Annotated in this window: 22 protein-coding genes and 4 pseudogenes; 11 read left to right on the top strand and 15 right to left on the bottom strand. The window is 73.0% G+C overall.

The window, feature by feature from the left end:
- Positions 1-12 precede the first annotated feature (12 nt).
- Positions 13-462 (bottom strand): annotated as a pseudogene (locus OG299_RS09155) (Rv2578c family radical SAM protein); the annotation flags it as partial.
- Between the two features lie 434 nt (positions 463-896).
- Here OG299_RS09155 and OG299_RS09150 point away from each other — a divergent pair.
- Both OG299_RS09150 and OG299_RS09145 read left to right on the top strand, forming a co-directional pair.
- A complete protein-coding gene (locus OG299_RS09150) occupies positions 897-1,379 on the top strand; it encodes a lactococcin 972 family bacteriocin (protein WP_327361183.1) in 483 nt (160 codons plus the stop codon).
- A 166-nt stretch (positions 1,380-1,545) separates the two neighbouring features.
- On the top strand, positions 1,546-2,193 hold the full coding sequence (locus tag OG299_RS09145; protein WP_327361182.1) for a hypothetical protein: 648 nt from the start codon (positions 1,546-1,548) through the stop codon (positions 2,191-2,193).
- An 11-nt stretch (positions 2,194-2,204) separates the two neighbouring features.
- Here the strand turns inward: OG299_RS09145 and OG299_RS09140 are convergent.
- From OG299_RS09140 to OG299_RS09105, 7 genes and pseudogenes are all read right to left on the bottom strand, one after another.
- A pseudogene (locus OG299_RS09140) lies at positions 2,205-2,687 on the bottom strand (IS701 family transposase); the annotation flags it as partial.
- A 72-nt stretch (positions 2,688-2,759) separates the two neighbouring features.
- Positions 2,760-3,302 (bottom strand): GNAT family N-acetyltransferase, encoded by a 543-nt coding sequence (locus tag OG299_RS09135; protein WP_327361181.1) that lies wholly within the window; start codon positions 3,300-3,302, stop codon positions 2,760-2,762.
- 351 nt (positions 3,303-3,653) lie between these two features.
- Positions 3,654-3,854 (bottom strand): hypothetical protein, encoded by a 201-nt coding sequence (locus OG299_RS09125; protein ID WP_133896442.1) that lies wholly within the window; start codon positions 3,852-3,854, stop codon positions 3,654-3,656.
- Positions 3,855-3,902: 48 nt separating this feature from the next.
- Entirely contained in the window at positions 3,903-4,220 is a 318-nt protein-coding gene (locus tag OG299_RS09120; protein WP_266634799.1) for a hypothetical protein, read from the bottom strand.
- A gap of 256 nt (positions 4,221-4,476) precedes the next feature.
- On the bottom strand, positions 4,477-6,444 hold the full coding sequence (locus tag OG299_RS09115; protein WP_327361180.1) for a DUF5107 domain-containing protein: 1,968 nt from the start codon (positions 6,442-6,444) through the stop codon (positions 4,477-4,479).
- Between the two features lie 125 nt (positions 6,445-6,569).
- Positions 6,570-7,469, bottom strand: a complete 900-nt coding sequence (locus tag OG299_RS09110) for an arginase family protein (protein WP_327361179.1) — start codon at positions 7,467-7,469, stop codon at positions 6,570-6,572.
- 4 nt (positions 7,470-7,473) lie between these two features.
- Positions 7,474-8,052: a GNAT family N-acetyltransferase gene (locus tag OG299_RS09105; protein WP_327361178.1), complete on the bottom strand. Its 579-nt coding sequence runs from the start codon at positions 8,050-8,052 to the stop codon at positions 7,474-7,476.
- Positions 8,053-8,063: 11 nt separating this feature from the next.
- On the opposite strand from OG299_RS09105, the gene OG299_RS09100 reads away from it, so the two are divergent.
- Positions 8,064-8,795 carry a hypothetical protein gene (locus OG299_RS09100; RefSeq protein ID WP_442817496.1) on the top strand — a complete coding sequence of 244 codons (732 nt, stop codon included), beginning with the start codon at positions 8,064-8,066 and terminating at the stop codon, positions 8,793-8,795.
- Here OG299_RS09100 and OG299_RS09095 read toward each other — a convergent pair.
- From OG299_RS09095 to OG299_RS09075, 5 genes are all read right to left on the bottom strand, one after another.
- The gene (locus OG299_RS09095) at positions 8,792-10,801 is read right to left on the bottom strand and encodes a prolyl oligopeptidase family serine peptidase (RefSeq protein WP_327361176.1); all 2,010 of its coding nucleotides are present in this window, start codon (positions 10,799-10,801) and stop codon (positions 8,792-8,794) included. The genes OG299_RS09100 and OG299_RS09095 overlap by 4 nt on opposite strands.
- A gap of 13 nt (positions 10,802-10,814) precedes the next feature.
- On the bottom strand, positions 10,815-12,173 hold the full coding sequence (locus tag OG299_RS09090; protein WP_327361175.1) for a M20/M25/M40 family metallo-hydrolase: 1,359 nt from the start codon (positions 12,171-12,173) through the stop codon (positions 10,815-10,817).
- A 1-nt stretch (position 12,174) separates the two neighbouring features.
- Positions 12,175-13,008, bottom strand: a complete 834-nt coding sequence (locus OG299_RS09085; protein ID WP_327364489.1) for a M55 family metallopeptidase — start codon at positions 13,006-13,008, stop codon at positions 12,175-12,177.
- A gap of 236 nt (positions 13,009-13,244) precedes the next feature.
- On the bottom strand, positions 13,245-13,688 hold the full coding sequence (locus OG299_RS09080) for an SRPBCC family protein (protein ID WP_266634813.1): 444 nt from the start codon (positions 13,686-13,688) through the stop codon (positions 13,245-13,247).
- Between the two features lie 146 nt (positions 13,689-13,834).
- Positions 13,835-14,653, bottom strand: coding sequence for a methyltransferase domain-containing protein (locus OG299_RS09075; RefSeq protein ID WP_266634815.1), 819 nt, complete (start codon positions 14,651-14,653; stop codon positions 13,835-13,837).
- A gap of 194 nt (positions 14,654-14,847) precedes the next feature.
- Here OG299_RS09075 and OG299_RS09070 point away from each other — a divergent pair, with 194 nt between their 5' ends.
- The 3 genes and pseudogenes from OG299_RS09070 to OG299_RS09060 all read left to right on the top strand — a co-directional run.
- A complete protein-coding gene (locus tag OG299_RS09070; RefSeq protein ID WP_327361174.1) occupies positions 14,848-15,420 on the top strand; it encodes a TIGR03086 family metal-binding protein in 573 nt (190 codons plus the stop codon).
- Positions 15,421-15,592: 172 nt separating this feature from the next.
- On the top strand, positions 15,593-16,810 hold the full coding sequence (locus tag OG299_RS09065) for an aminotransferase class I/II-fold pyridoxal phosphate-dependent enzyme (protein ID WP_327361173.1): 1,218 nt from the start codon (positions 15,593-15,595) through the stop codon (positions 16,808-16,810).
- A gap of 111 nt (positions 16,811-16,921) precedes the next feature.
- Positions 16,922-17,365: pseudogene (locus OG299_RS09060) on the top strand (MBL fold metallo-hydrolase); the annotation flags it as partial.
- A gap of 349 nt (positions 17,366-17,714) precedes the next feature.
- Here OG299_RS09060 and OG299_RS09055 read toward each other — a convergent pair.
- Together OG299_RS09055 and OG299_RS09050 are read right to left on the bottom strand one after the other, a co-directional pair.
- Positions 17,715-18,332 carry a DedA family protein gene (locus OG299_RS09055; RefSeq protein ID WP_327364488.1) on the bottom strand — a complete coding sequence of 206 codons (618 nt, stop codon included), beginning with the start codon at positions 18,330-18,332 and terminating at the stop codon, positions 17,715-17,717.
- A gap of 32 nt (positions 18,333-18,364) precedes the next feature.
- On the bottom strand, positions 18,365-19,141 hold the full coding sequence (locus tag OG299_RS09050) for an MBL fold metallo-hydrolase (protein ID WP_327361172.1): 777 nt from the start codon (positions 19,139-19,141) through the stop codon (positions 18,365-18,367).
- 317 nt (positions 19,142-19,458) lie between these two features.
- On the opposite strand from OG299_RS09050, the gene OG299_RS09045 reads away from it, so the two are divergent.
- The 5 genes and pseudogenes from OG299_RS09045 to OG299_RS09025 form a co-directional block, all read left to right on the top strand.
- Positions 19,459-19,863, top strand: coding sequence for a hypothetical protein (locus OG299_RS09045; RefSeq protein ID WP_327361171.1), 405 nt, complete (start codon positions 19,459-19,461; stop codon positions 19,861-19,863).
- Between the two features lie 150 nt (positions 19,864-20,013).
- A complete protein-coding gene (locus tag OG299_RS09040) occupies positions 20,014-22,242 on the top strand; it encodes a phage holin family protein (RefSeq protein WP_327361170.1) in 2,229 nt (742 codons plus the stop codon).
- A gap of 76 nt (positions 22,243-22,318) precedes the next feature.
- On the top strand, positions 22,319-23,704 hold the full coding sequence (locus OG299_RS09035) for an amino acid permease (protein ID WP_327361169.1): 1,386 nt from the start codon (positions 22,319-22,321) through the stop codon (positions 23,702-23,704).
- 63 nt (positions 23,705-23,767) lie between these two features.
- Positions 23,768-24,208, top strand: coding sequence for an SRPBCC family protein (locus OG299_RS09030; protein WP_327361168.1), 441 nt, complete (start codon positions 23,768-23,770; stop codon positions 24,206-24,208).
- 86 nt (positions 24,209-24,294) lie between these two features.
- Positions 24,295-25,231, top strand: a pseudogene (locus tag OG299_RS09025) (vWA domain-containing protein); the annotation flags it as partial.
- Positions 25,232-25,237: the final 6 nt, after the last annotated feature.

Raw genomic sequence — 25,237 nt, 5'->3', positions numbered from 1 at the left:
GGCCGTACGAGGTCACAGGAGGCCGAGCTGGGTGGGGCCGGCGGGCACGGGCTCGGCCGGGCGTTCGGGGGCGGCGAGACCGCGGGCCGCGGCCTGCCGGGAGGGGCCGATGCCGAATTCGGCCGCGAGCTCGTGGACTTGCCGGGTGATCTGCCGCCGGTACCAGGTGGGCGCGTACGAGCCGCCGGCGTACATCCGTTCGTATCGTTCGATCGGGTGGGGGTGGTGGGCCTGCAGCCACGCCGTGAACCACTCGCGGGCGCCCGGCCGCAGATGGAGTACCAGGGGTGTCACAGAGGTCGCCCCGGCGTCGGCGAGGGCCCGCACCCTGGCCCGCAGCTGCTCGGGGCAGTCCCCGAGGAAGGGGACCACCGGGGCCATCAGCACCCCGCCCATGGCGATGTGCGCGCCGGCCCACCGGCTCGAGGCGAGTTCGCGGCGCAGCAGCTCGGGGCCGACAGTGCGGACGACCCTCCTGCCCTCCATGTCCCTGGTGAAGAGAGGACGGGTGGGGCTGGGTGGTGGGGCGCGAGGGTTCGAAACGGGATTCCTCGGCCTGTGGCGGGCCTGTGCGGGTTGCATGACCTCTCCCTGGATCATTGGATCGCTCAAATGGGGCGGGTGGTCATGCGTTTGTCATAGGACAAACCGAGCGTTAGGTATCGGCCATCGATCAGAACTGAGGCGATGGATGACTGAGGGGCCGGACTGGGCTGCCTTATGCCAACTAATCACCTTAAAAGCGGGTGATGGGGAAGTGTAGAAATGTCCGGACGATGGCGTACGGATCGGTCAGGGAAGTTTTGAGTCAACAGGTTAATTTCCCTTTACAGGCAGGTGTGGACCTACGGAGAATCTCTCCCGTTCCCAACAGGGGGAATCAGGGAGGGGATTTCGTGAAGATCGCCGGTAGGTCCGTTCTTTTCTCCATCGCGGGCGCAACCATTGCGGCTCTGGGCTTCGCGGCGCCGGCCACCGCGGACGCGCCTTCAACCGCCAGTGCCTCCGGAGCAACTGTCACCGTCCACCATCGCGGGGACGGCACCCAGCCGCCCGCAGAGCTGGGCAACCCCTCTGAATGGGGTGTGGTGACGTTCAAGTTAGACGCTTCGGCGAACTCTGTTCGCCCGTCGGAAGCGTGCGTCAGCCCGTCCAGTGGCGGCAACTGGTGTTACGGCTGGTACACGACACAAATCGGCACCGGGGAACTCAGGAAGTACTGCTACTCGAATTACTATCAGTTGGACAAGGGGCACACGTCCACTGTGAAGATGGCGGGTGGTACGAACCGTGCTTGGGCCGCAGCCCGCGACGTCTCTCAGGCGCACATCACTGCGGGTTTCGCCTACACCTGCTCTACCTACTACAGCGTCGACTAGGTTCTGATACGCGCACCACGCGATAACTCCTCGTAGGGTGCGGTAGGTTGGGCGCCGCTCGGGGGCTGTTCGGTTGCCCGCGCAGCCTTCGGAGCGGCGCCACCCCCACTCGGACTCACTCGCTGAACGGGGAAGTGAAATCATACGCTTTACACGTGCTCGCGTCGTGCCGGTCGCCGTGTGTCTCGGGGCGGGTTTGCTTCTTGGTCTGGCGGGCCCGATTTCCGGGAAATTCGATAATCCCGTTTTTGTCGCCGCGGGTATTGTTTTCTCCAGTGGCTGGCCGTGGGCCTGTTATGCATTCCTGGTGGGATATTTCCGCCGATCGAGAATCGAATCCGTGTTGCTGGCGTCTTTGGGGTTGGCCATCGGCGTGGTCACGTACTATCTTTTTAAAGATATGAACCCCACCATTCTGCCTGGAATGAAGCCTGTTACCCCCATTTCGGGCGAAATGGAGATGGGTGCCCCCGGTCACGCCTCCAGCGAGGGGCAAATTCTCGTATGGGGAATAGCGGCTTTTGTGTTTGGTGCGCCTTTGGGGCTCGTGGGGAACGTGGCGCGAATCCCCGGAATTGGTGGCCTCCTGTTCCGCCTGCTTGTTCCGCTGATCGCCTTCTTCGAGGCCACTCAGCGATTGAGTACAGAGGCGGACTCGCAGGGACCGTATTTCGCCGTAACCTGGAACGTCATTCGCGTCGCAGCGTGCGTCGCCGCCCTGGCTCTCCTGGGACACACGGTGTGGAGCTGGCGCGTTCGGCGCAGCCGAGCCGACGGGCGAACGGACGCTGCCGAGCCTTCACGGCGTCTCTGACCCCTCGTACCTTCCACTCTCCACCTTGATCCAGCGACTCGTACCAGCGTGGCCAGCGGCACTGGCGCGGGTGAGTGGCAGCGGTAGTAGGCGAGTTCTCCGGTGGTGCGGTTGCGGCGGATCAGCAGCTGGCGGCTGCCTGTGGCGGGGTGGGGCAGGTCGATGGCGGCCCAGTCGCAGAAGCGGTGCCCCTTGGCCCCCGCTCCTGCGGACAGCTTCTGCCATGCTCGCTTGGGCAGCTTCTTGACCAGGGTGTCCGCGCGGAACTTCCCGGCTCTGGTGGTGACTTCATGGGAGCAGGCCACGGCCGGCACGTAGCCGGTGCCGCGCTCCTCCAGCGCGGCACGCCGTGTCGGGTTGCCGCCGTAGACCTCGTCCCCCGCGACCCACGACGCGTGGTGGCCGGCGTCAAGGAATCGGGTGATCATGCGGGTGGTCAGCTCCGGTTTGGTCGCGAACCCGGCTTCCTCGCCCAGTCCGGCGCCCCAGCAGCGTCGGCGTCCCACTCGGCACGGCCGGCAAGTGCTGCATGCCGTCCGGGGTGATCTCTCCGGCCCACTCGGCGATCACAATCCATCGCCGGGGCTCGGCCGCCACTCCGCTTCGAGGATGCTGAACATCTCGGAGTCCCGCCAGCCGTCCCGGATCAACGCAGTGTGCCGATGTCGCCCCTCGTACGTCATGCCGAGCTTGCCCAGCAACCGAGACGACGCGAGATTGCGGGGGTCACAGGTCGCGTAGATCCGGTGGAGTCCCCATTCCCCGAACCCGCACGACAGAAGCTCTTGTCCGATCGCCGTGCCCACGCCACGCCCCCAGGCCCTCGGGTGCACGATGTAGGCGATTTCGCCCTGACGATGGCGACGGCTACGAATGTGCAGCTCACCCATGCCGACGAGTTCGTTCTCGAAGCGAGCGATGTAGACGAATCTCTGCTGATGGGCGTGCGACCAGGCTTCGACGGCGGTTTGCGCGAACGCGCGCGTCTGGTCCTCGGTGTTCGGCCCCCAAGACTGGTAGCGACAAGCCTCCTCAAGGCCGGCCCAGGAGTGCACTGCTTGCCAGTCGTCGAGCACGAGCTTGCGCAAAGTCACCACGGATCGGCTCACAAGCGGATCTTGCCAGATCTCGTACGGGCGCGATCCCGGACTTCACCAGCCCGCCACCGCCGTCAGACCGAGCCCCACGGATCGGCGTCACCTTGCGTAAAGTCACGATCTACGGCCGGAGTGCCAAGCGGAGACAACGAAGCAGTACACGCAGGCGTGGCTGCACCCGCGGTACGGGTTGACCGTCCACTCGAACGGCATCCGCAAGGCTCCGGGCACCCGGTTGAGGACCGAGCGGGCGCGTCCGGCTTCTTGGGGAGGGACGGACGGCGTGCCGTGCAATTCCGTCCGGCAGGCCCGAGGCTCCTGCTGGACGGAATCGTTGTCACAGAGGTGTGGAAAAGCTCAGGGCTACGCCCACTTCTTGTCGACCTTGATGGTGCCGTCCGCTCGCTTCACGGCCTTCCAGCCGTCGACGTGCTCGCCCTTGTCGGGGCGGTTCTTGTTGCTGTGCGGGGTGGCGTCGAAGTCGTCGTTGAAAGTGACCTCGGCGCCGACCGGCTCATTCTTCAGCAGTTTCTCCGCAACCTGCTTCGCTTCGTAAGAGTTCATGTGGATTTCCCTTCCGTTCGCCGTTCGCCGTTCGGCAACGGGTGCCGGCTACTGGTTCGCGAGCCTGAATTGCAGCTCTTGGATTTCCGGAAACAGTTCCTTGTTCATGCGGTTGAGCGCTTGCAGGACGAGTGAATTTCGCTGCAGGCTCCGCACCTGGTCGGCGCGTGTGTCCGGGGGGTTCGGCTTGCTGCGCCCGAACAGCCCCTTGGGCTCCGGAGTGGGCGGAAGGAGCCTGGCGGCAGCCGAGGCGATGCTGTTCTCGTCATCGTGATCGCCGCGCTCGACGGCGGCGACGAAGGTTTTGAGCTTCTCGACTTCGGCAAATAGCTCGGCGAGCCTTGCCCGTATTTCGTCTGGACTCATGAGTCATCTTCTTCTGCTGGGCAATCTGCTGGCAGGAAGGTGTCCGGCGGGATCATACGGTTGGCCGATCATCGGCTGTTCGGTGCGAAGTTACCTGATGCCGGAGCGTGCCGCCCAGGTGCGGTCACGTGGATACGAACTCTTTACCCGGTGAAGATTTTTCGAACGCAATGCCTTTTATGGATCTCCTGTTCGCTCTCGCTGAGCGGGGTGTGCGACACCTGGATATCCGGAGCAGAGCGTTTCCAGCGACCCCCTAGGTCAGTGGGCGCATGCGGAAGTTGTACGACGGGGGGAGCGGGCGGTCCGTCACGCGGGCCCAGACCTCCGAGAGGATCTCGTCGCCCTCGCGGAGGTCGGGCAGTTCGAAGCCCTCCTCGAACACCCGGCGGGCCGCGCCCACATGGCCCTCCGCCGCCAGCAGTCGCGCGGCCAGCAGACGGAACCGGCCCTCCTCGCGGAGCGCCGGCCGCAGCCGGTCCCACACCGCCCGCGCCGCCGGCAGACGACCGGCTGCCAGCAGAGCCGTCATCGCCTCCCGCCCCAGCGCGGACTCGGCGGCCGTCCACGGCTCGCCGCCCCGGCTCTCCTCGGTCAGGTCCTCGAAGGCCTCCGCGAACCGCTGCGCGGCCCGCGCCGGGTCGCCGGCCATCGCGTCCGCCACCGCCAGGCAGCGCAGCAGCGGCCACCGCGAGGGCGCCAGCGCCAGGCCGCGCTCCCAGCTGCGCACCGCCTGCGCCACATCGCCCGCATGCCACTGGGCCACGCCCAGGTGGTATTCGGTCAGCGGATCCGCCGGGGCGGTCTCCAGCATGTCCCGCCAGTGCGGGGCCACCAGGCTGGGCCCCGGCGGCGTCACCCGCCGCGGGGCGGGGAAGACCCCGGTGCGCCACAGCTCCAGCCAGGGCGCCTGCGCCTCGCCGAGCCCGGATTCCGGGAAGGGGGTGCCGGGCAGTTTGTGCCCGCCGCACAGCACCTCCAGCGCACCCCACCCCGAGCCCGCCGCCAGCCGCTCCCCGGGCTCCGTGTCGGCGGACCCGCGCCACGCCTCGTACGCCTCCTCGACCCGCTCCCGGGGCAGGGCCGCCGCCAGGGCCGTCTCCGTGGCGGACCGGGCCGCCGCCCAGTCGGGGCCGTGCACCGATGCCGGGTCCGCGGCGAGGGGCCCGTACGCCTCCAGCCAGCTGAACTCCGCCCCGGCCTCGAGCCGTACGTGCTCCAGCTGGGTCCGCGCGAGGCCGGCCTGGATCTCGGCGTAGCCGCCGGTGCCGGGCTCGGTCAGCCACTCCTGCCAGCGCCGGCCGCCCTCCCCCGCGCCCCAGACGAACAGCTTGCGTCCGCGCAGCCGGGCCGTGGACGTCTGGACGAGCCCGCACCCCTCCGCGTCCAGCGAGGCGATCCAGGGCCGGGCCCCGGCCGGGACCTCGTAGAAGAAGTCGGCCGGGTACGTGCTGCGCAGCGGGTACGTGCGGTCCTCGCCCTCCCACTGCGGTACGGGGATCCGCCGCAGGGCCCGCTCGTACCCGAAGTGCCAGGCCTCGTCGGCGGGGGCGAGCACCCGTGTGCCGGGGGCCTCCGGGACGGCGATGTTGGACCACCAGTAGACGGGGGCGGAGCGCTCGTGCGGGTTGCGGACGCGGACCGCGACGTACAGGAACTCCGAGTCCTCCGGCAGCCACAGGTCCACCTGGAAGGGCAGGTCGCGCAGCCGCTCCCACTCCCACAGCCGGACCATCACGCCCCCGTCGGGCGCCGGTACGAGCGCGGCGTGCAGCGGGGCGCAGGAGAGGGTGGTGTGGCCGGTGGCGCCGACGTTCCACTCGATGCCGCCGGAGAACCAGGCGCCGTTGAGGGCGAAGTTGGCGGGCTGGAACACCGGGTTGCGGTACAGCAGTTCACGGCCGGTGGGCACGTGCACGAGGGAGTGGACCCGGCCGCCGAGCCCGGGCAGCACGGTGACCCGCAGGTGCGCGTTCTCGATGACGACGGCCTCGAACTCGCGGTCCTGCCTGCGCCGTTGGTACCCGTCCAGCAGGCGTACGGGCAGCAGCGAGCGCAGTGGCTCGTACCCGATCTGCCGGGCCATGTCGCGCGGCAGCCCCTCGCGCGAACGCTCGTCCAGTGCGTGCGCGTCGGCGGGTGCGCGCAGGACGGGCAGCGGGTTCTCGGGCCCCAAGGGGGCTGCGGGCAGGGTCAGTACGGCGCGGCGGACGGTGGTGGCCATGCAGGAAATGGAACACGCCACGGCGGCTGGTGCACAGGGGTTCCGCGGATCACCACCGGTCAGGATTACGCAAAGCCCTGGCCGGAGCGCTACCCGAACGACCCGAACGACCCGAACCACCCCGACTACGTGAACGCCCCCGCGACCAGATCGGCGAGCAGCTGCCCGGCCCGCAGCTCCGGGTCCAGGTCCGGGTCGTAGATCGTGACGTTGAGCCCGACGCACCGCGGGGAGCCCACCAACACGGCGAGCAGCTCGGACAGTTCGCCGGGGAGCAGTCCGCCCGGGTCGGGGCTGTCGACGGCGGGCATCACGACCGGGTCCAGCACATCGGCGTCCAGGTGGACCCAGAACCCGTCGGTGTCCGGCCGGTGCAGTCCGTCCAGCGCGGCGCGCGCCACCGGGGCGGCGCCGCGTGCGCGGATGTCCCCGACCGTGGCCGCGGAGATCCCCGCCGCGCGCAGCTCCGGCAGGTCCTGGTCGCCGTCGCGCAGCCCGAAGAGCCGTACGTCCTCGTCCCGGAGGTAGGGCCCGAGCCCCTCCAGGTCGGCGAGGTCGGCCTGGCCGCGGCCGGTGGCGAGGGCGAGCTCCTCCCCGGCGGCGGCCCCGACGGGCCCGTTGACGGCCTCGTTCCCGGGGTGGCGGAAGTCGGCGGAGCCGTCGATCGCGGCCAGCCCGTACCGTCCGAGGCGGCGCATGGCGAGGGAGGCGCCGAGCTGGATCGAACAGTCCCCGCCGAGGACGACGGGGAACTCCCCGGCCCCCAGGTGCGTCCCGATGCGGTCGGCGAGGGCGAGCGTGTACGCGGCGAGGGGGCCGGCGTGGAACACCCCGTCGCCCTCCTGCCAGCTGCCGCGGTCGTAGCGCGGCGGCACCACGACCCCGCCCTCGCGGGCGCCGAGCCGGCTCAGCAGGCCCTGGTCGCGCAGGGCTCCCGCCAGTTTGTACACACCGGGGACGGTGCCGGGCGCGGCCGGGCGCAGACCCAGGTTGGACGGGGCGTCGAGGAGCACCAGGCTTCGCATGCCTTCATCCTGCGCGCTCGGCGCCCGCGGGACCACACATCTCGGCGGTGATCGCCCAGCGCTCGTGATCGCGCCAGGCCCCCTCGACGAAGAGGAAGTCCGGCGAGAACCCCTCCAGCCGGAACCCGGCCCCGCGCACCAGCGCGAGGGAGGCGGCGTTGCCCGGCTGGATGTTGGCCTCCAGCCGGTGCAGTCCCGGGCCGCCCTCGTCCTGGGGGGTGAAGGCGTACGCCACCACCAGCCCCAGCGCCTCCCGGAACAGCCCGCGCCCGGCGGCGTGCGCGAAGGCGCCGTACCCGAGCGCCCCGCAGTCGAAGGCGCCGCGGACGATGTTGTTGACGTTGACGAACCCGGCGATGGCCCCGGTCTCGCGCTCGCAGACCAGGAACCCCGCGCGGCTCCCGCCCTCGATCAGGCGCGTCGCGTACGGCTCGTACTCCTCGATCGTCGCGGGCGGGGACAGCCACGGGCGGTGGAGGTCCCGGCTCTCGTGCACGCGTGCGGTGAACTCGGGGCCGTCGGCGAGCCGGAAGGGCCGCAGGCCGACGTGCTGCCCCTCGCGGAGGTACGTGGAATATGACATCCGCCCAGGCTATGAGGTGTGGCAGGATCCCCGACGTGATCATCGACCCGGACACCGAAGAACTGCTGCACGCGGCGGTACACAACAACGCCGAGTGGTGCGCGGCGGTCAGCGGCGCCGGCTCGTTCGCGCCCGACGTGTGGACCAGTGCGCGCCGCACCCCGCCGTACTACCCGGACGGCGTGACCCTGACCCGGGAGGCCTCGCCGGACGCGCTGCTGGCCGGGATGGACACGGGCTCCCCCGGCTGCTCGGTCAAGGACAGCTTCGCCGTGCTCGACCTGGCCCCGGCGGGCTTCGAGGCCCTCTTCGCGGCGCAGTGGATCCACCGCCCGGCGCAGGCCCCGGCTCCGTCCGCACCCGCCCTGACCTGGTCCCGTGTCACCGACCCCGGCGGGCTGGCCGCCTGGGAGGCGGCCTGGGACGGCGGGGAGAGCACCGGCCTGTTCCACCCGGGCCTGCTCACCGAGGAGATCGCCTTCTTCGCCGGCCGGTCCGCCGACGGCCGCATCGTCGCCGGGGCCGCGGCCAACCGCACGGGCCGGGTCGTGGGCCTCTCCAACGTGTTCACCGCGGACGACGCCCCGGCCGACGAGGCCTGGACGGGCGCCCTCACCGCGGTCGCGGACCTCTGGCCCGGCCTTCCGGTCGTCGGCTACGAGGCCGGGGACGACCTCGACACCGCCGTCCGCCACGGCTTCGCCCCGCTCGGCCCGCTCCGCATCTGGCTGCACACCGCCTAGACGGGCCCCGCCCGGACCGGCCGCGGCGTCAGCGCCAGTTTCGGGACGTCGGTTCGGTCGATGGCGAACACCTGGGTGTACAGGGAGAGTTCGGCCTCCAGCGCGCGGATCATGGTGTCCGCCCGCCGGAAGCCGTGGCCCTCGCCTTCGAAGGCGACGTACGCGTGCGGGACCGGCCGGTCGCGGAGGGCGGCCAGGAAGCGCTCCGCCTGCGCCGGCGGGCAGACCGGGTCGTCCAGGCCCTGGAGCAGGACGAAGGGTGCGGTGATCCGGCCGGCGCGGGCCACCGGTGAGCGCTCGCGGCAGCGTACGGCCAGGGTCTGCGGGGGTCCGGCCAGGCCGTCGATGTACCGGGACTCCAGGTCGTGGGTCTCCTCGGCGAAGCCCAGCAGGTCCAGCACGGGGTAGATGAGCGTCCCGCAGGCGTACAGGTCGGTGGCGGCCAGCGAGGCCGCGGCCGTCCAGCCGCCCGCGCTGGCGCCCCGGATGGCGAGCCGGTCCGGGTCCGCGGTGCCCTCGGCGGCCAGGGCCCGGGCCACCGCCGCGCAGTCCTCCACGTCGACGACGCCCCACTGCTCGCGCAGCCGCTCCCGGTAGGCGCGCCCGTAGCCGCTGGAGCCGCCGTAGTTCACCTCGGCCACGCCGATGCCGCGCGAGGTGAAGTAGGCGATGTGCAGGTCGAGTACGGGCGGCACATGGTCGGTGGGGCCGCCGTGCGCCCACACCACGTACGGGGGCAGTTCGTCCGCGGGGGCCCGGCGCGCGGGGTGGTGCGGCGGGTAGACGTGGGCGTGGATCTCCCGGCCGCCCGGGCCGAGGAAGGTCCGGCTCTGCGGTTCCGGGTAGTACGAGGGGTCCACCGGGTCCACCCCGGCCGCGCCGACCACCCGGGCGTGCCCGTCCCCGGTGTCGAGCTCCACCACCTCGTAGGCGCTGCGCGGGCTGGCGGCGACCCCGTAGACGCGGCTCCCGTGCGCGGTGAGCGTCGGCTGCCAGGCCGTCCACGGCCCGGCGGCGTCCACCAGGTCGCCGCTCTCCGGGTCGAGGATGCCGAGCACCGAGGAGCCCTGGCCGTGCAGGACGGCGAGGAGCCCGCCGGGAAGCGGGGCCAGCCAGCTCAGCCCGGGCTTCCACAGGGGGCCGCCGAACTCCTCCTCGCGCGGGCACAGGTTGACGGCCTCGCCGGTCGCCGCATCCACCCGGTACGGGTTCCACCAGCCGCTGCGGTCGCTGACGGCGAGGAGGTCCCCGCCGGGGGTCCACTCCACCTGGGCCACGGACTCCTCGGGACCGCCGAGTACGGTACGGGCCCCGGTCAGCGTCCCGTCGGCGGTGACGTCGGCGAGGCGCACCTCGGTGCCGTCCCACGGCATCCGGGGGTGGTCCCACACCAGCCAGGCCGCGCGCAGCCCGTCGGGGGACAGCCGGGGCCCGGTAGTGAACCGGTGCCGGTCGTCGGTCAGTTCGCGCACGAGGGACCGGTCCTCGGCGGCCGAGCCGTCCAGCGGTACGGCGGCCAGCACCCGGCGTACGTCGGTCGGCGCCGGGCCGGTGAACTCCTCGAGCACGCACCAGACTTCGCCGCCCCGCGGCACGGGGTCGGCCCAGCGCAGCCCGCCGCCGACCGCGGAGACGGGGGTGAGGGGCCGCGGGGCGCAGCCGCCGGGCGCGTCGGGCTCGTACGCGTACATCCGCTGGTCGGCGAAGTGGACGAACACCACCAGGGGCCCGCCCGCGGGCCGTTCGGCGCCCGCCCAGGGCCGGCCGCCGTACTCGGTGACGCGGCTGCGGACGTTCCACGGGGCGGGCAGCACCGAGGCCTCGGGGCCGCCGTCGGCGGGCCGGCGCACCAGGGTGCGGCGGCCGCCCTCGGCCGGCCGGGGCTCGGTCCACCACACCTCGGGGCCGACGGTTCCGAGGTACTCGGGCCGCCCGTCGACCGAGGCGGCGACCGCCGCGTCGATGGGCGAGGGCCAGCTGCCGTAGGGCCCGGTCGCCGCCGCCATCACCGGCTCCCCCTCACAGGGTCCGCAGGGCGTGGTCGAGGACGCGCACGCCGAAGTGCAGGGCGTCGACGGGGACCCGCTCGTCCACGCCGTGGAAGAGGGACCAGTAGTCGAAGCCGGGCGGCAGTTTCAGCGGGGAGAAGCCGTATCCGGTGATCCCGAGCCGGGAGAACTGCTTGGCGTCGGTGCCGCCCGCCATGCAGAACGGCACCACGTGGCCGTCGGGGTCGAAGCGTTCCACGGACTCGCGCAGGATCGCGAAGGTCCGTCCGTCCACGGGGGCTTCGAGGGCCACCTCGCGGTGGTGGAACTCCCAGGTGACGTCGGGGCCGGTGAGTTCGTCGAGGGTGGCGATGAACTCGGCCTCGCTGCCGGGCAGCATCCGGCCGTCCACGTGGGCGGTGGCCGTACCCGGAACGACGTTGAGCTTGTAACCGGCGCTGAGCATGGTCGGGTTGGCGCTGTTGCGTACGGTCGCCTCGACGAGGAGGCCGGCCGGGCCGAGCTTGCCGAGGACGGCGTCGAGGTCGAAATCGCGGGCGCGGGGGTCGACCGACAGGCCCTGGAGGGCGACGAGTTCGGTGATGCAGGCGGCGACGGTGCCGGTGAGCCGGGCGGGCCAGCGGTACTCGCCGATCCGGGCCACGGCGGCGGCGAGCCGGCTGACGGCATTGGCCCGGTTGGGTTTCGAGCCGTGGCCGGTCGTGCCGTGGGCGGTCAACTTCAGCCAGGCGGTGCCGCGTTCGCCGGCCGCGATCGGGTAGAGGGCCTGGCCGGGGCCGTTGTGCACGGTGAAGGCGCCGGATTCGCCCAGGCCCTCCGTGCAGCCCTCGAAGAGGTGCGGGTGCTGGTCGGCGAGGAATCCCGAACCGTCGACCGCGCTGTCCTCCTCGTCCGCGGTGTAGGCGATCACGATGTCGCGGCGCGGCTTGGTGCCGGCCCGTGCCCAGGCCCGTACGACGGCCAGCACCATCGCGTCCATGTTCTTCATGTCGACGGCGCCGCGGCCCCAGACCACCCCGTCGCGGATCTCGCCGGAGAAGGGGTCCACGCTCCAGTCGGCGGCCTCGGCGGGGACCACGTCGAGGTGGCCGTGGACGAGGAGGGCCTGCGCACCGGGGTCGGTGCCCTCGATCCGGGCCACCACGTTGGTGCGGCCGGGCGTGCGTTCCAGCAGGACCGGCTCGAGGCCGGCCGCGGCGAGCCGCTCGGCGACGTACTCGGCGGCGGGGCGCTCGCGGCAGTCGCCGCCGCCCCGGTTCGTGGTGTCGATGCGGATCAGGCCGGAGGTGAACTCGACGGCCTCGTCGAGCGCGACCTGGTCGACCGGGCACTCCCGGTCCGCCGGGGATTCCTGAGTGACTGCGGGCATGTCAGCCATACTGCTCCTCCACGGCTGCCGAGACGACCGTCGTGACCGCCTTGAAGGTCCGGATCCCCTCGTACATCGTCTCGCTGGTGTACGCGACCCTGCGTTCCCCGGAACGTTCGACGCCCGGGACGACGGTGGCGGCCATCGCCAGGTGCTCGGCGTCGAACTCCAGCTCCACGCCGTACGGCCCGCCGCGCGCGGGTTCCCGGCGTACGGCGAGGGCCGCGGCCTCTTTGGCCGCGGCCCGGATGTCGGCGGCGGTACGGGCGGGGGTGCGGCAGACGGCGGCGTAGCGGGAGACGTGGTCCTTGACGGCGACCTTCACCGCGTCGGGGGCGTAGCCGTCGGCGTCGACGCAGGTCAGGTCGTCGCCGGTGACGAGGACGACCGGCACTCCGTACTCGGCGACGACGTGCGCGTTGAGCAGTCCCTCGCTCGCGCGGGTCCCGTTCAGCCAGACCCCGGTGATGGAGTTGGCGAGGTAGGTGTGGGCGAGGACGCCCGGTGTTCCGGCGCCGGTGTGGTAGCCGATGAACGCGATGCCGTCGACGTCGCCGTGCTGGACCCCCTCGACCATGGTGAGGGACTTGTGGCGGCCGGTGAGCAGCTCGGCCCGCTCGTCGAGCTGTTCGAGCAGCAGGTTCCGCATGCTCCAGTGGGCCTCGTTGATGAGGACCTGTTCGGCGCCGCCGTCGAGGAAGCCGAGTACGGCCGCGTTCACGTCGGAGGTGAACAGGTGGCGGCAGCGCTCCCACTCGGGCGTCCCGGGCAGGACGTCGGCGGGCCAGGTGACGCCCGTGGCGCCTTCCATGTCGGCGGAGACGAGGATCTTCATCGGGCCCTCCGGGCGGTCGGCTGCCACGGCGCGGCCGACACGGACGGAGCCGTCCACGCAGGCTTCCACCCTAGTCGCCCGGGCCCGCTCCGGCCGGGGGCCACGCCCGTGCGTCCGCCTGGGGGTCCGCCCGCGGCGTCGCCGGGAGGTCACGCCCGGGCCGGGGACCCACCTCCGCCGGGAAATCCACCCGATCCGGTGAGCCGCCCGGCACCGCCGCCGGGCAACGGCCTTGCTCAGCCCTCGACTTCGGCGGCCAGGTTGGCCAGCAGGGTGTCGTAGATCCGGCCGAGGCCCTTGGGGGCGAAGGTGCGCTCGAAGAAGCCGCCGATGCCGCCGGCGCCGTTCCAGACGGTGGTGACCACGGCCTTGGACCTGCCCTCGCCGGCCGGGGTGACGACCCAGGTGGTGACCATGGTGGAGTTGCGGTCCTTCTCCACGATCTGGCCGTCGGTGGGCTCGGTGACCTCGAGCAGGCAGTCGCGTACGCGCTTGCTGGTGGCCTGGAGCTTCCAGTGGACGAGGGTGCCCTCGCCGTCGCCGCCCTCGCGCACCTCGTACTCGCTGAAGTGCTCGGGCAGCATCTTCGCCCGGGTCCCGGTGTAGTCCGCCAGCGCGTCGAACACGGTCTCCGCGTCAGCCGCGATGATCCGCTCCGTGGTGGCTTCGACCTGCGCCATAGCTGTTCCTCCAGCAGTTGTCTTCGCTCGTCGCGGCAAGCCAACCACCTCCGGGGCACGGGCCCAAATCCGGGTCGGAGGTGACAGCGGGGACGGATGGGGAAACGTGTTCCCGGCGGAACGCCGCCGTTTCCGGTGGCGGACGGTCAGGGCCGGGCCAGGATCTCGCCGTTCAGGACCGAGAACCAGGCGTCCGGGGCTGTGCCCCAGCGGTGCCAGGCCCCGGCGACGGCGGACAGTTCGGCCGCGGTCGCGTGGCCGCCGCCCGTCGCGAGGGACGCGTACGCCGAGGCCGTCGTACGGTCCGCCCACAGGGAGGACCACCACGCGGTCTCCTCGGGAGTGGCGTAGCACCAGGCGGTCGCCGAGCAGGACACCTCCGTGAAGCCCGCCGCCTTCGCCCAGGACAGCAGGCGGCGCCCGGCGTCCGGTTCGCCGCCGTTCGCGCGGGCCACCCGGCGGTACAGGCCCTGCCAGTCGTCCAGGCCCGGCTCCGCCGGGTACCAGGTCATCGCCGCGTAGTCCGCGTCCCGGGCGGCCACGATCCCGCCCGGCCGGCACACCCGCCGCATCTCGCGCAGCGCCTGCACCGGGTCGCCGACGTGCTGCAGCACCTGGTGGGCGTGGACCACGTCGAAGGAGTCGTCCGGGAAGTCCAGCGCGTGGACGTCCGCCGTGGCGAAGGCGACCGCCCCGGCCAGGCCGCGCTCCTCCACGTACTGCGCGGCCTGCTCGAGGACGTCCTGCGCCGCGTCGACCGCCGTGACCCGCCCGCCCGGCGCGACCAGTTCCGCCAGGTCCGCCGTGATCGTGCCCGGGCCGCAGCCCACGTCCAGGACCGACATCCCCGGCCGCAGCTCGCCGATCAGGTACGCCGCCGAGTTCGCGGCGGTGCGCCAGCGGTGCGAGCGCAGAACGGATTCGTGGTGTCCGTGCGTGTAGACAGCCGTTTCCTTGGCACTCATGACCCGACTCCTCCTCGTCGTTGAAGCGTTGTGATCACCGTAGGGCATGGGTTCGAGATATGAGATACGTGTTTTGACATATGGACAGCATCCTTGTGCTGCAAGGTAATCGGACAGGTCGGTGGCAGGTCAAAGCAGGTGCGAGGACAGTGGGCTCCAGGGGTGGAACCCGCTGGCACAGGACGGTGGAAGCCATGCCGGACACACTGCTCGAACAGCACGCCGAGGCCCTGCGGCTCTTCGGTCAGCGGGTGCGCGCCGTCGCGGACGGCCAATGGGACGCCCCGACCCCCTGCACGCAATGGACCGTGCGCGACCTGGTCAACCACGTCACCGGCGAGCAGCTCTGGATCCCGCCGATGGTCACCGACGGGCGCACGGTCGAGGAGATCGGCGACGCGTTCTCCGGCGACGTGCTCGGCGAGGACCCGGCCGGGGCCTGGGACCGCGCGGCGGCCGCCGCGCACGCCGCGTTCACCGCGGCCGGGGCGATGGACCGTACGGTCAGGCTCTCGTACGGGCCCGCGCTGGGCCGGGCGTACTGCGCGGAGCTGACCGCCGACTGCGTCGTGCACACCTGGGACCTCTCCCGGGGCATCGGCGCCGACGACCGGCTCCCGGACGGCCTGGTCGAGTTCGCCCTCAAGGAGGTCATGCCGTACGCCGACGGGCTCGCGGCCAGCGGCTTGTTCGCCGCGCCGCTGGACATACCGGCGGGCGCGAACGCCCAGACCCGGCTGCTGGCCCTGGCGGGCCGACGGGGCTGAGTCCGCGAGCCCGGGGCCCCGGACCCCGGGAGGGCGACAACAGGCGTACCCACGCAAATAACCGTATAAAGGGCATGGTCAAGGGCGTGGTCAAGGGCATGGCCGGTCGGCGGCACGCACGGGGTCGGCGGCCCCGTCGGGACGGGGAAGGCAGGGCGGCGAGGTGTCGGGGATGCAGCGCACGGCGGAGGGCCGAGGTCCGGTCCGGTACGGGCCGCCCGCGCCCCAGCCCGGCCTGCCCGTGCTGCCCGAGCTCACCGCCGTGATCGCCGCCGCCGCCGAACGGTCCGCCCCCGAACCCCCGGGCGGCGGAGAGCCCGTACGCGAGGCCGCGTGCCGGCACTGGGGACGGCGCGGGCTCCCCACCGAGCCGGAGAACGTGGCCGCCGGGCCCGGAGCGCCCGGTCTGCTGCTGGCGCTGCTCGGCGCGTACGGGGGCGATGTCATGCTGCCCCGGCCCTGTCCCGCCTGGTGGACGCCGCAGGTCCGGCTGCTGGGACGGCGGGCCTACCACGTGCCGACCCCGGCCGAGTGCGGCGGCATCCCGGACCCGTACGCCCTGCTGGAGACCGTACGGCGGGTGCGCGCCGAGGGCGGCGACCCGCGCGTACTGCTGCTGTCCGTGGCCGACGACCCGACGGCGACCGTGCCCCCGCCCGAAATGCTGCGCGAGGCCTGCGAGGCCGCCGGGGACGCCGGGCTGTTCGTCGTCAGCGACGAGAGCTGGCGCGACACCGTCCACCGGCCCCACGACACCCTCGTCCTGAGCCCGGCCGAGATGCTGCCCGACTCGGCCGCCGTACTCCTCGACCTGTCCGGTGCACTGCTGCCCGCCGGGTGGCCCGCCGCCGTGGTCCGCTTCCCCGGCACCCCGCGCGGCGCCTGGCTGCGGGCCCGCACCCTCGACATGCTCACCGCGACCGGCGCCCTGGTCGCGGGCCCGGTCGCCGGGGCCGCCGCGCACGCGCTCGACGAACCCGACGCCGTCGCCGGCCGGGCCCATGCCGCGGCCGCGCTGCACGGGGTGGTCGCCGCCGCGGCCCACCGGGAGCTGCTGGCCGTCGGCGCCCTCGCCAGGCCGCCGCAGGCCGGGCGGCACCTGTACGCGGACCTGAGCCCGCTGCGCGCCGGGCTGGCGCGGCAGGGGGTCCGCGACGCCATGGAACTGGAGGACTACCTGGGCGGCCGGCTCGGCGCACCCACCCCCGGCGGGCAGCGCTTCGCGGATGACCTGGGTGCGCTGCGGGTCCGCCTGTCGACCGGTCCGCTGCTCGGCGCCACCCCGGAGGAGCGGCTCTCCGCGCTCACCGCGCACGACCCGCTCGCGCTCCCGCACGTACGCCGCTCCCTGGACCTCCTCGGATCGGTCCTGGCCGGGCTGACCTCCTGACCTCCTGACCTCTTGACCGACTTTCGCCGACCGACGCGACGAGCCCGCTGTGCGGTGAACGGAGAGCTCTTGATGAGGCACGAGACGGACACCCCCGCAGCCGGCGCCGGGACGCTCTGCGCCACCTGGGCTGGACATGCCAGTTGGGTGCTGCGGGTCGGCGGGCTGACCGTACTGACCGACCCCGTCTGGTCCCGGCGCATCCTCGGCACACCGGCGCGGATGACCCCGGTCGGGGTCCGCTGGGAGGAGCTGCCGCCGGTGGACGCGGTGGTGATCAGCCACAACCACTACGACCACCTCGACGCCCCCACCCTCAAGCGGCTGCCCCGGCACACCGCGCTCTTCGTCCCGGCCGGCCTGGCCCGCCGGTGCCGGCGGCGCGGTTTCACCCGGGTCACCGAGCTCGACTGGTGGGAGTGCGCGGAACTGGGCGGCGTACGTTTCGGCTTCGTCCCGGCCCACCACTGATCGAAGCGGTCGCTGCTCGACACCTGCCGGACGCTGTGGGGTGGTTGGGTGCTGACCGACACGCGGGCCGGAAACGCCGGGGGCGGCGAAGCGGACGCCCGCGGCTGGGGGCGGGTAGGGGCGCAACCGTAGGGGCGGGGCAGCGGGAAGGTCGGCGGGGCCGAGAAGGTGTCGGCCTGGCTGAGGGGGCTTCGCCGGGGCCGAAGCCGTGCCGGCGGGCTGGGGGTGATGGGGCCGCACTGTGCGGGCGGGGTAGGGGGACGCCCGCGGGGCTGAATCGGGCGGCGCCGGAGCCGTGCCGGCGGGCCGGAAACGCCGGTGGCGGCGAAGCGGACGCCCGCGGATGGGGGCGTTCGGGCCGCAGCCGTAGGGGCGGCGCCCGAGCCGTGTCGGCGGGGCCGAGAAGTGTCGGCTTGGCTGGGGGCCCCGGGGGTCAGAGGTTGCGTGAGTGGCGCCAGAGGGTGGGGGCTGCGCTGATCAGGAGGGTGAGGGCCACCGCCAGGGCCACGCCCTTCCAGGGCTCCGAGAACAGGGAGCCGCCCAGGATGCCGATCAGGCAGTACGTCGCCGCCCAGGCCAGGCAGGCCGGGGCGTCGCCGCGGGCGAACCGGCGCAGCGGGAGGCGGGCCAGCAGGCAGGCCAGCATCACCGGGATGCGGCCCGCCGGCACCAGCCGGGAGACCACCAGGACCAGGACCCCGTGTTCGTCCAGCTTGCGCTGCGCCTGCGCGAGCCGTTCGGGCGTCGCCCGCCCGCGCAGTGCCTCCAGCCGGCGCGAGCCGTTGCGGGACGCCACCCCGCGCTGCCCCAGCCAGTACAGCGCCACGTCCCCGACGAACGCGGCGACCGCCCCCACCGCGAACACCAGCAACAGCCCGAAAGGCAGCGTCTGGTGATGGAACGCCACCACCGCCGCGGTGCTCACCAGCGCCCCCGTCGGGATCACCGGCACCAGCGCCCCCAGTGCCACCAGCAGGAACAGCGCCGGGTAGCCCACCGCCTGCTGGGTCGTCTCCGGCGGCGCCTGGCCGACGCCCGCCCCCGCCCCCACTCCCGCCGCCGCTGCCGCCAGCTCGCGCCACGTCACGGCAGCCGCACCCGCTCGCCGTGGTCGGGCACCCGTACCGTCACCTTCGGCGCCAGCTGCCGGGCCCGCCGTGCGAACTCCTCGCCCGGCGCGTGGAATTCGTGCGGCCGCACCGCGTCCAGCCCGATCGGCCAGTACGTCCCGTAGTGCACCGGCACCGCCGCCGCCGGCGCCAGCGCGGCCAGCGCCTGCGCCGCCCGGCCCGCGTCCAGGTGCCCCGGCCCCAGGTACGGGCCCCAGCCACCGACCGGCAGCAGCGCCACGTCCACCGGTCCGACCTCCTCGGCCATCGCGTCGAACAGCCCGGTGTCCCCGGCGAAGTACGTCCGCGCCGCGCCCTGGACCACGTACCCGAGCGCCGGCGCGAGATGCGGACCGAACGGCAGCCGCCGCCCGTCGTGCCGCGCACTGACCGCCCGTACCCTCACCCCGGCCCGTACGCCGACCTCGTCGCCCGGAGCCATCTCCGTGACCGCCAGCCCCCGCACCCCCGCGACCCGCGCCAGCCCCGGCACGGCCCGGCGCGCCCCGCGCGGCACCAGCAGCCGGGTCCCGGGCGCCAGCCGGGCCAGCGACGGCAGGTGCAGATGGTCGGCATGCAGATGCGACACCAGCACCGCGTCCGCCTCGGCCGCCTCGGGCGGGGGCAGCGCCCCGCGCCGCCGCCGCAGATGCGCGAGCCGCCGCGCGAACAGCGGATCCGTCAGCAGGCGCACCCCGGAGTCCTCGACCGTGCACGTGGCATGCCCCCACCAGGTGATCTCCACCGACACCCGGCCTCCCCGTTAGCCCTCGTCTCCCCGGACCTCTCGAGCCTAGGGGGTGTCTTGCCGATCAGGCCGGGTTCGCGGCGTCCGGCACGCACGCTCGCCGCGTTCTCGTCACTCGCCGACATCCCCCGGCTACCGCTGGGAGGTGCCCCCACCGTGTCGCCTCACTCCTCGGCCTTGCGATCGCACGCACCGGACGCCGCTCCCTGATCCGGCCCGATCGACAAGACACCCCCTGGATCCTGCCCCGCCGCCGGGCCCGGAACCGAAGGCCGCGACCCCCTCCTACCGGGCGGCGGATCGGAGTAGGGTCGGGCGGCATGGATGAGCTGCGCGTGGCCGCGATCGCCAGCCTGGCCCCGCTCGAGGATCTGGACACCGACCCCTTCGTCGTCGACACCCGGAGCCAGCACGCCATGTGCGCCCGCTGGGCCGCCGGCCAGGGCTACGTCGTGACGAGGGAGCTGCTCTTCTACGGGCTGCGCGCCGACCACTGCGGGCTCTGGTGCGACGTCGACGCCGGGCAGGTCGACCTGTTCGTCGCCCCCAACCACCGGGTGCTGGCCCGTGCGCTGCGCTCCGTCGAGGAGTTCACCGCCGCGTGCGAGCGGCGCGGCGTACGGCTGGAGACCGCCGGGCTCGCCGAGCCGCAGTACACCTCCGCCATGAAGGCCGAGGTGCACCGCCGGCTGTCCATGCCGACCGCCGGCTACGACGGCACGTAGCAGCCGCATTCCCGCCCCGCGCCGCGCCCTCCGCACGTCCGTGCGCCCACCCCCGTCACCCGGCCTCCGCCGCCGCCCTGTGCGACGCTGGAGGGTGCGGCACGGCCGCGCGCGGGGCGCGGGTCCGGGGGAGACACGAGGCGGTACGGCGTGTGGCGAGGACGGTGGCGGACCACGGGCAGCGCCCTGGCACGGGTGACCATCGTCTGGGCGGTGTCCACCCTCACGATGCTCGCGCTGGCCGGCATCCTCCCCGACTTCCGGCTGCAGTCCGGCGACGGCGACAGCATCACCGAGATCGGGCTGACCGCGGCCTGGGGCGCCGGGGCCTTCGGCCTGCTGAGCGCGCTGGTGTGGCCGGTGCTGGTCCGGGCACTGCTGCTGGTGCCCGCTCTGGTGCTCGGCCTGCTCGTCTTCTTCCTCAACGGCTCGCTGCTGCTGCTCGCCCTCAGCCTGATCCCGTCCGGCCGCGGCGAAGTGGCCCCGGAGACCGCCGTGGTGGTGGCCGCGGTGATGTCCGCCGTCGCCTCGGCGACCTCCACCGCGCTCGCCGTACGCGACGACGAGGCGTACCGGCGCAGGCTCTACCGGCTCGCCGACCGCCGCCGCCGGCGGATGCGGCACAAGGGCGCGCCCGGCGGCGGGGAGACCGCCCCCGGACTGGTCTTCCTGCAGCTCGACGGGGTCGGGTACGAGACCCTGCGGCGCGCCGCCGGCAGCGCCCTGATGCCCACGGTGGCCGGCTGGCTGGACGGCAGCCACCGCATCACGTCCTGGCGCACCGACTGGTCCAGCCAGACCGGCGCCAGCCAGCTCGGCATCCTGCACGGCTCCAACTTCGACGTGCCCGCCTTCCGGTGGTACGAGAAGGACACCGGCGAGGTGGTGGTCTGCAACCGGCCCACCAGCGCCGCCGAACTCCAGCGCCGGGCCATCACCCGCACCGGCGACGGCGGGCTGCTGACCCTCGACGGGGCGAGCCGGGGCAACCTGTTCAGCGGCGGCGCCGACCAGTTGGCCCTCGTCCTGTCGGTCTCGGCGCGGCGGGGCCGGGCGAACCGTTCCCGCGCGGGCTACTTCGCGTACTTCTCCGACCCGGCCCATGCCGTCCGCACCGCGCTCTCCTTCGTCGCCGAGGTCGCCCGGGAGCTCGGCCAGTCGCTGCGGGCCCGGCTGCGGGGGGAGCGGCCGCGGGTGGCCCGGGGCGGGCTGTACCCGCTGATCCGGGCCTTCGCGACGGTGGTCGAACGGGACGTCGTGGTGGCGGCGGTGATCGGCGACATGCTCGCGGGGCGTGCCGCGATCTACGCGGACCTGGTCGCCTACGACGAGGTCGCGCACCATTCGGGGCCGCACGGCCGGGACACCGACCAGGTGCTGGCCCGGCTCGACCGGAGCCTCGCGCTGATCGCCCGGGTCGCCGAGCACGCACCGCGGGAGTACCGGATCGTGCTGCTGTCGGACCACGGCCAGAGCCCGGGGGAGACCTTCCTGGGCCGGTACGGGCTGACGCTGAAGGACCTGGTCCGCGCGGGCTGCGGGCTGCCGGTCTCCCGCCGGGCCGGGCGCACCCGCAGCGGAGCCGAGGCCCGCGCGGCGGTGCTCGCGGCCCTGCACCGGCCGGTGGAGGAGGGCGCCGAGGCCCACCCCGAACGGGGCCCGGACCCGGTGGTTCTGGCCTCGGGCAACCTCGGGCTGATCTCCTTCCCGGACGTACCGGGCCGGGCCTCGCGGGAGCGGATCGAACGGGCGCACCCCGCCCTGCTGGCGACCCTGGTCAACCACCCGGGCATCGGGTTCCTGCTGGTGGACGGGCAGGTACTGGGCCCGGGCGGGGCGGTGGCCCGCCTCGACGAGCCCGGTGCGGCGCAGGAGCTGCTGGCCCGGTTCGGACCGGGGGCGGCGCAGGCGGTCCGCCGGACCGACGCCTTCCCGCACGTGGCCGACGTCATGGTGAACTCGGCGTACGACCCGCGGACCGGGTCGGTGCACGCCTTCGAGGAGCAGATCGGCTCGCACGGCGGCCTGGGCGGGGAACAGGGGCACCCGTTCCTGATGTGGCCGACGGAACTGTCGGAGCCGGAGCCGGACCTGGTGGGCGCGGAGGCCGTCCACGAGGTACTGCGGAGCTGGCTGCGGGAGGCGGACGGGCCCCAGGTGCCGGTGGCTGCGCCGGTGGGCGGGGCGGCGGCGGACCCCGCGGGCCGGTCCGCGGATCGGGCCGAGGGGCATCCCGACAGGCATCCCGACAAGCACCCCGTGGGGCAGCCCGCGGCGAGGCCCGCCGCAGGGCAGCCGGTGGAGGAACCCCCGCCCGGGGGCGGAAATAGCGGAAGCCTTCCTTCCGCAGGGGTGCCCGCGCGGGACGAAATACGCTGATTTTGTGGCGCCTTCGCGGTGGTCAACCATGTGTTGACCCTGACCAGCATGTGAGACACCCAGAGGCGCACCACCGATGACCAGCACCGCAACCCTGCCCGCCGAGGCCGCAGTACCCCCCGAGCAGGGTCGCGACCCCCACGCGCGCCGCTTCGGCCTCCCGATCGCGACCTGCCTGGTCATGGGCAACATCATCGGCGGCGGGATCTTCCTGCTGCCCGCCTCCGTGGCGCCCTTCGGCACGATCAGCCTGGTCGCCTTCGGCGTGCTCACCGCCGGTGCGATCGCCCTCGCCCTCGTCTTCGGCCGGCTCTCGCAGCGGCTCCCGCAGACCGGCGGCCCGTACGTCTACGCCCGCGCCGCGTTCGGCGACTTCGCCGGCTTCCTCGCGGCCTGGAGCTACTGGATCACCGCCTGGGTCTCGAACGCGGCCCTCGCCGTGGCGGCCGTCGGCTACCTCACCGTGCTCTTCCCGGCCGTCGGGGAGCACAAGGCGGCGATGTGCCTGGCCGCCCTCGCCGTGCAGTGGCTCCCGGCGCTCGCCAACCTGGCCGGCACCCGCTACGTCGGCGCGGTCCAACTGGTCGCCACCGTACTGAAGTTCGCCCCGCTGCTGCTGGTCGCGGTGGGCGGTCTGTTCTTCTTCGACCCGGTGAACCTCGGCCCCTTCCAGGCCACCGGCCAGAGCCCCGTCGGCGCGGTCTCCGCCGCCGCGGCGATCCTGCTCTTCAGCTACCTCGGCGTCGAGTCGGCCGCCGTCAGCGCGGGCGAGGTCCGCGACCCCGCCCGCAACGTCGGCCGGGCCACGATCCTGGGCACCGCCGGTGCGGCCGTCGTCTACCTGCTGGGCACCGTCTCCGTCTTCGGCCTGGTCCCCCACGAGAAGCTGGTCTCCTCCGAGGCCCCCTTCACCGACGCCGTCAATGGAATGTTCGGGGGCACCTGGGGCGGCACCCTCGTCGCCTGCGCGGCCGTGATCTCGATGCTCGGCGCCCTCAACGGCTGGACCCTGCTCAGCGCGCAGACCCCGTACGCCGCCGCCCGCGACGGGCTCTTCCCGAAGGTCTTCGAGACGAAGAAGCGGGGCGTCCCGGTGGCCGGCGTACTCGTCACCGTCGTCCTCGCCTCCGGCCTGACCGTCTACAACTACACGGCCGGCTCGGACGGGGTCTTCGAGATCCTCGTCCTGGTCACCACCTTCACCGCGACCGTCCCGTACCTGCTCTCCACCGCCGCGCAGATCTACTTCCTGCTCTCCGGGCAGTCCGGGCGCGTCCACCGCGGCCGCCTGGTCCGCGACGGGATCCTCGCGGGTCTGGCCTTCGGCTTCTCGATGTGGCTGGTCGCCGGCTCCGGCTACGCGGCCGTCTACCAGGGCGTCCTGTTCCTCTTCGCGGGCGTCCTCGTCTACGCCGCGATGTCCGCGCGAAAGCACCGGGCCGGGCACCGGGCCACCGCCTGACCTGCGCGGTAGTTTGGAATGAGAGGAAAAGGGAGGACAAGCAGGGGGCAGTAAGGGGTCGCCATGTCCGCGATCAGAGAAAGCATCGACATCTCCCGCAGTCCCGAAGACGTCTTCGACTACGTGACGGACCCCACGCACCTGCCCGAATGGCAGGACAGCGCCGTCTCCGCCCGCCTGCTCGACGGCGCACCCCTCCACATCGGTTCGAAGGTCGCCGTCACCCGGCGCATGGGCAAGCGGCAGTTCCCGATGACCATGGAGGTCACGGAGCTCGACAAGCCGCGCAGCTGGCACATCCAAGGGGTCGACGGACCCATCCGCGGCGATGTGCGCGGGACCATCGAACCCCTCGACGGCGGGAAGCGCTCGCGCGTGACCCTCGACCTCGAATTCGAGGGCCACGGCATCGGCAGGGTCATCGCCCCGCTCGTGGTCAAGCCGTACGCCCGCAAGGCGATGCCGCGCAACGAGGAGAAGCTGAAGCACCTGCTGGAGCACTGAAACACCCGGCCACCGCCCCGCGGAGGAAAACCGGATGCTCCGGGGTACGCGGTGCGCCCACACTGGGCGCGCCACGTACCCCACACCCGTACCTGCACAACGTGGCCGCCTACTACGTGGTCAACGGCTGGCTCGTGCGGGGGTCCCCCCATGCCCGAAGGGCTATGGGGGCGGGCGTCGGCGAGATGCCCGAGGGGCTGCTGTACGACCCGGAGCTGAAGGACCTCTCCGTCGAGGAGGTCTACGACCGCATCGCCACCGACGTGCGCCGACTGCGCCGGCTGTCGACCCTGCGCGGCAAGGGCCTCGGGGACGTCCTGGGCGAGGCGCTGCCCCATGCGGGCAGCCTCCCGTACACCGATCTGGACGATTTCTACCGGCGCGGCCTCGTCCAGGGCTTCGACCTGCACACCTACGGGGAGCGCGGACGGCTGCCCGCCGGGCTGGTCCAGGAGATCCGGGCGCTGGCCCACCCGCCCGTGCCCTGGGACGCGCAGCTCGCCCGCTGGTTCGACGAGTACGTCCCCAGGCCCGAGCCGGTACGGTCCTACGCGCGCCCGGCACGCCGCCAGGCCTCCACCGGCGGACATCCCCCGGGCGGGCCGGTACTTCCCGCCCGAGGAGATCGCCCGCTGCACCTTCGGCGTGGTCCTCGACACCTCGGGGTCGATGCCCGCCGCCCTGCTCGGCAAGGCGCTCGGCGCGATCGCCTCGTACGCGGAAGCCCGCGACGTACCGGCGGCACGCGTCGTGTTCTGTGACGCGGCGCCGTACGACGCGGGCTATCTGCCCCCGACCGAGATCGCGGGCCGGGTGAAGGTGCGCGGGCGGGGCGGGACCGTGCTCCAGCCCGGCATCGACCTGCTCCAGCGTGCGGAGGACTTCCCTCCGCAGGCGCCGGTGCTGGTGATCACGGACGGGTGGTGCGACACCCTGCGGATCCGGCGCGAGCACGCCTATCTGGTTCCGCAGGGTGCCACCCTGCCGTTCACGCCCCGCGGGCCGGTCTTCCGACTGACCTGAGGGGCG

The sequence above is a fragment of the Streptomyces sp. NBC_01296 genome (assembly GCF_035984415.1).
Classification (GTDB): Bacteria; Actinomycetota; Actinomycetes; order Streptomycetales; family Streptomycetaceae; genus Streptomyces.
This window is presented reverse-complemented; position numbering and strand designations above follow the sequence as displayed.

Bases quoted from the DNA above. Each gene is read 5' to 3' on its own strand.
- OG299_RS09125 (WP_133896442.1), bottom strand. From the start codon at position 3,854: ATGAACTCTTACGAAGCGAAGCAGGTTGCGGAGAAACTGCTGAAGAAT.
- OG299_RS09120 (WP_266634799.1), bottom strand. From the start codon at position 4,220: ATGAGTCCAGACGAAATACGGGCAAGGCTCGCCGAGCTATTTGCCGAA.
- OG299_RS09115 (WP_327361180.1), bottom strand. From the start codon at position 6,444: ATGGCCACCACCGTCCGCCGCGCCGTACTGACCCTGCCCGCAGCCCCC.
- OG299_RS09110 (WP_327361179.1), bottom strand. From the start codon at position 7,469: ATGCGAAGCCTGGTGCTCCTCGACGCCCCGTCCAACCTGGGTCTGCGC.
- OG299_RS09105 (WP_327361178.1), bottom strand. From the start codon at position 8,052: ATGTCATATTCCACGTACCTCCGCGAGGGGCAGCACGTCGGCCTGCGG.
- OG299_RS09100 (WP_442817496.1), top strand. From the start codon at position 8,064: ATGAGGTGTGGCAGGATCCCCGACGTGATCATCGACCCGGACACCGAA.
- OG299_RS09095 (WP_327361176.1), bottom strand. From the start codon at position 10,801: ATGGCGGCGGCGACCGGGCCCTACGGCAGCTGGCCCTCGCCCATCGAC.
- OG299_RS09090 (WP_327361175.1), bottom strand. From the start codon at position 12,173: ATGCCCGCAGTCACTCAGGAATCCCCGGCGGACCGGGAGTGCCCGGTC.
- OG299_RS09085 (WP_327364489.1), bottom strand. From the start codon at position 13,008: ATGAAGATCCTCGTCTCCGCCGACATGGAAGGCGCCACGGGCGTCACC.
- OG299_RS09080 (WP_266634813.1), bottom strand. From the start codon at position 13,688: ATGGCGCAGGTCGAAGCCACCACGGAGCGGATCATCGCGGCTGACGCG.
- OG299_RS09075 (WP_266634815.1), bottom strand. From the start codon at position 14,653: ATGAGTGCCAAGGAAACGGCTGTCTACACGCACGGACACCACGAATCC.
- OG299_RS09070 (WP_327361174.1), top strand. From the start codon at position 14,848: ATGCCGGACACACTGCTCGAACAGCACGCCGAGGCCCTGCGGCTCTTC.
- OG299_RS09065 (WP_327361173.1), top strand. From the start codon at position 15,593: ATGCAGCGCACGGCGGAGGGCCGAGGTCCGGTCCGGTACGGGCCGCCC.
- OG299_RS09045 (WP_327361171.1), top strand. From the start codon at position 19,459: ATGGATGAGCTGCGCGTGGCCGCGATCGCCAGCCTGGCCCCGCTCGAG.
- OG299_RS09035 (WP_327361169.1), top strand. From the start codon at position 22,319: ATGACCAGCACCGCAACCCTGCCCGCCGAGGCCGCAGTACCCCCCGAG.
- OG299_RS09030 (WP_327361168.1), top strand. From the start codon at position 23,768: ATGTCCGCGATCAGAGAAAGCATCGACATCTCCCGCAGTCCCGAAGAC.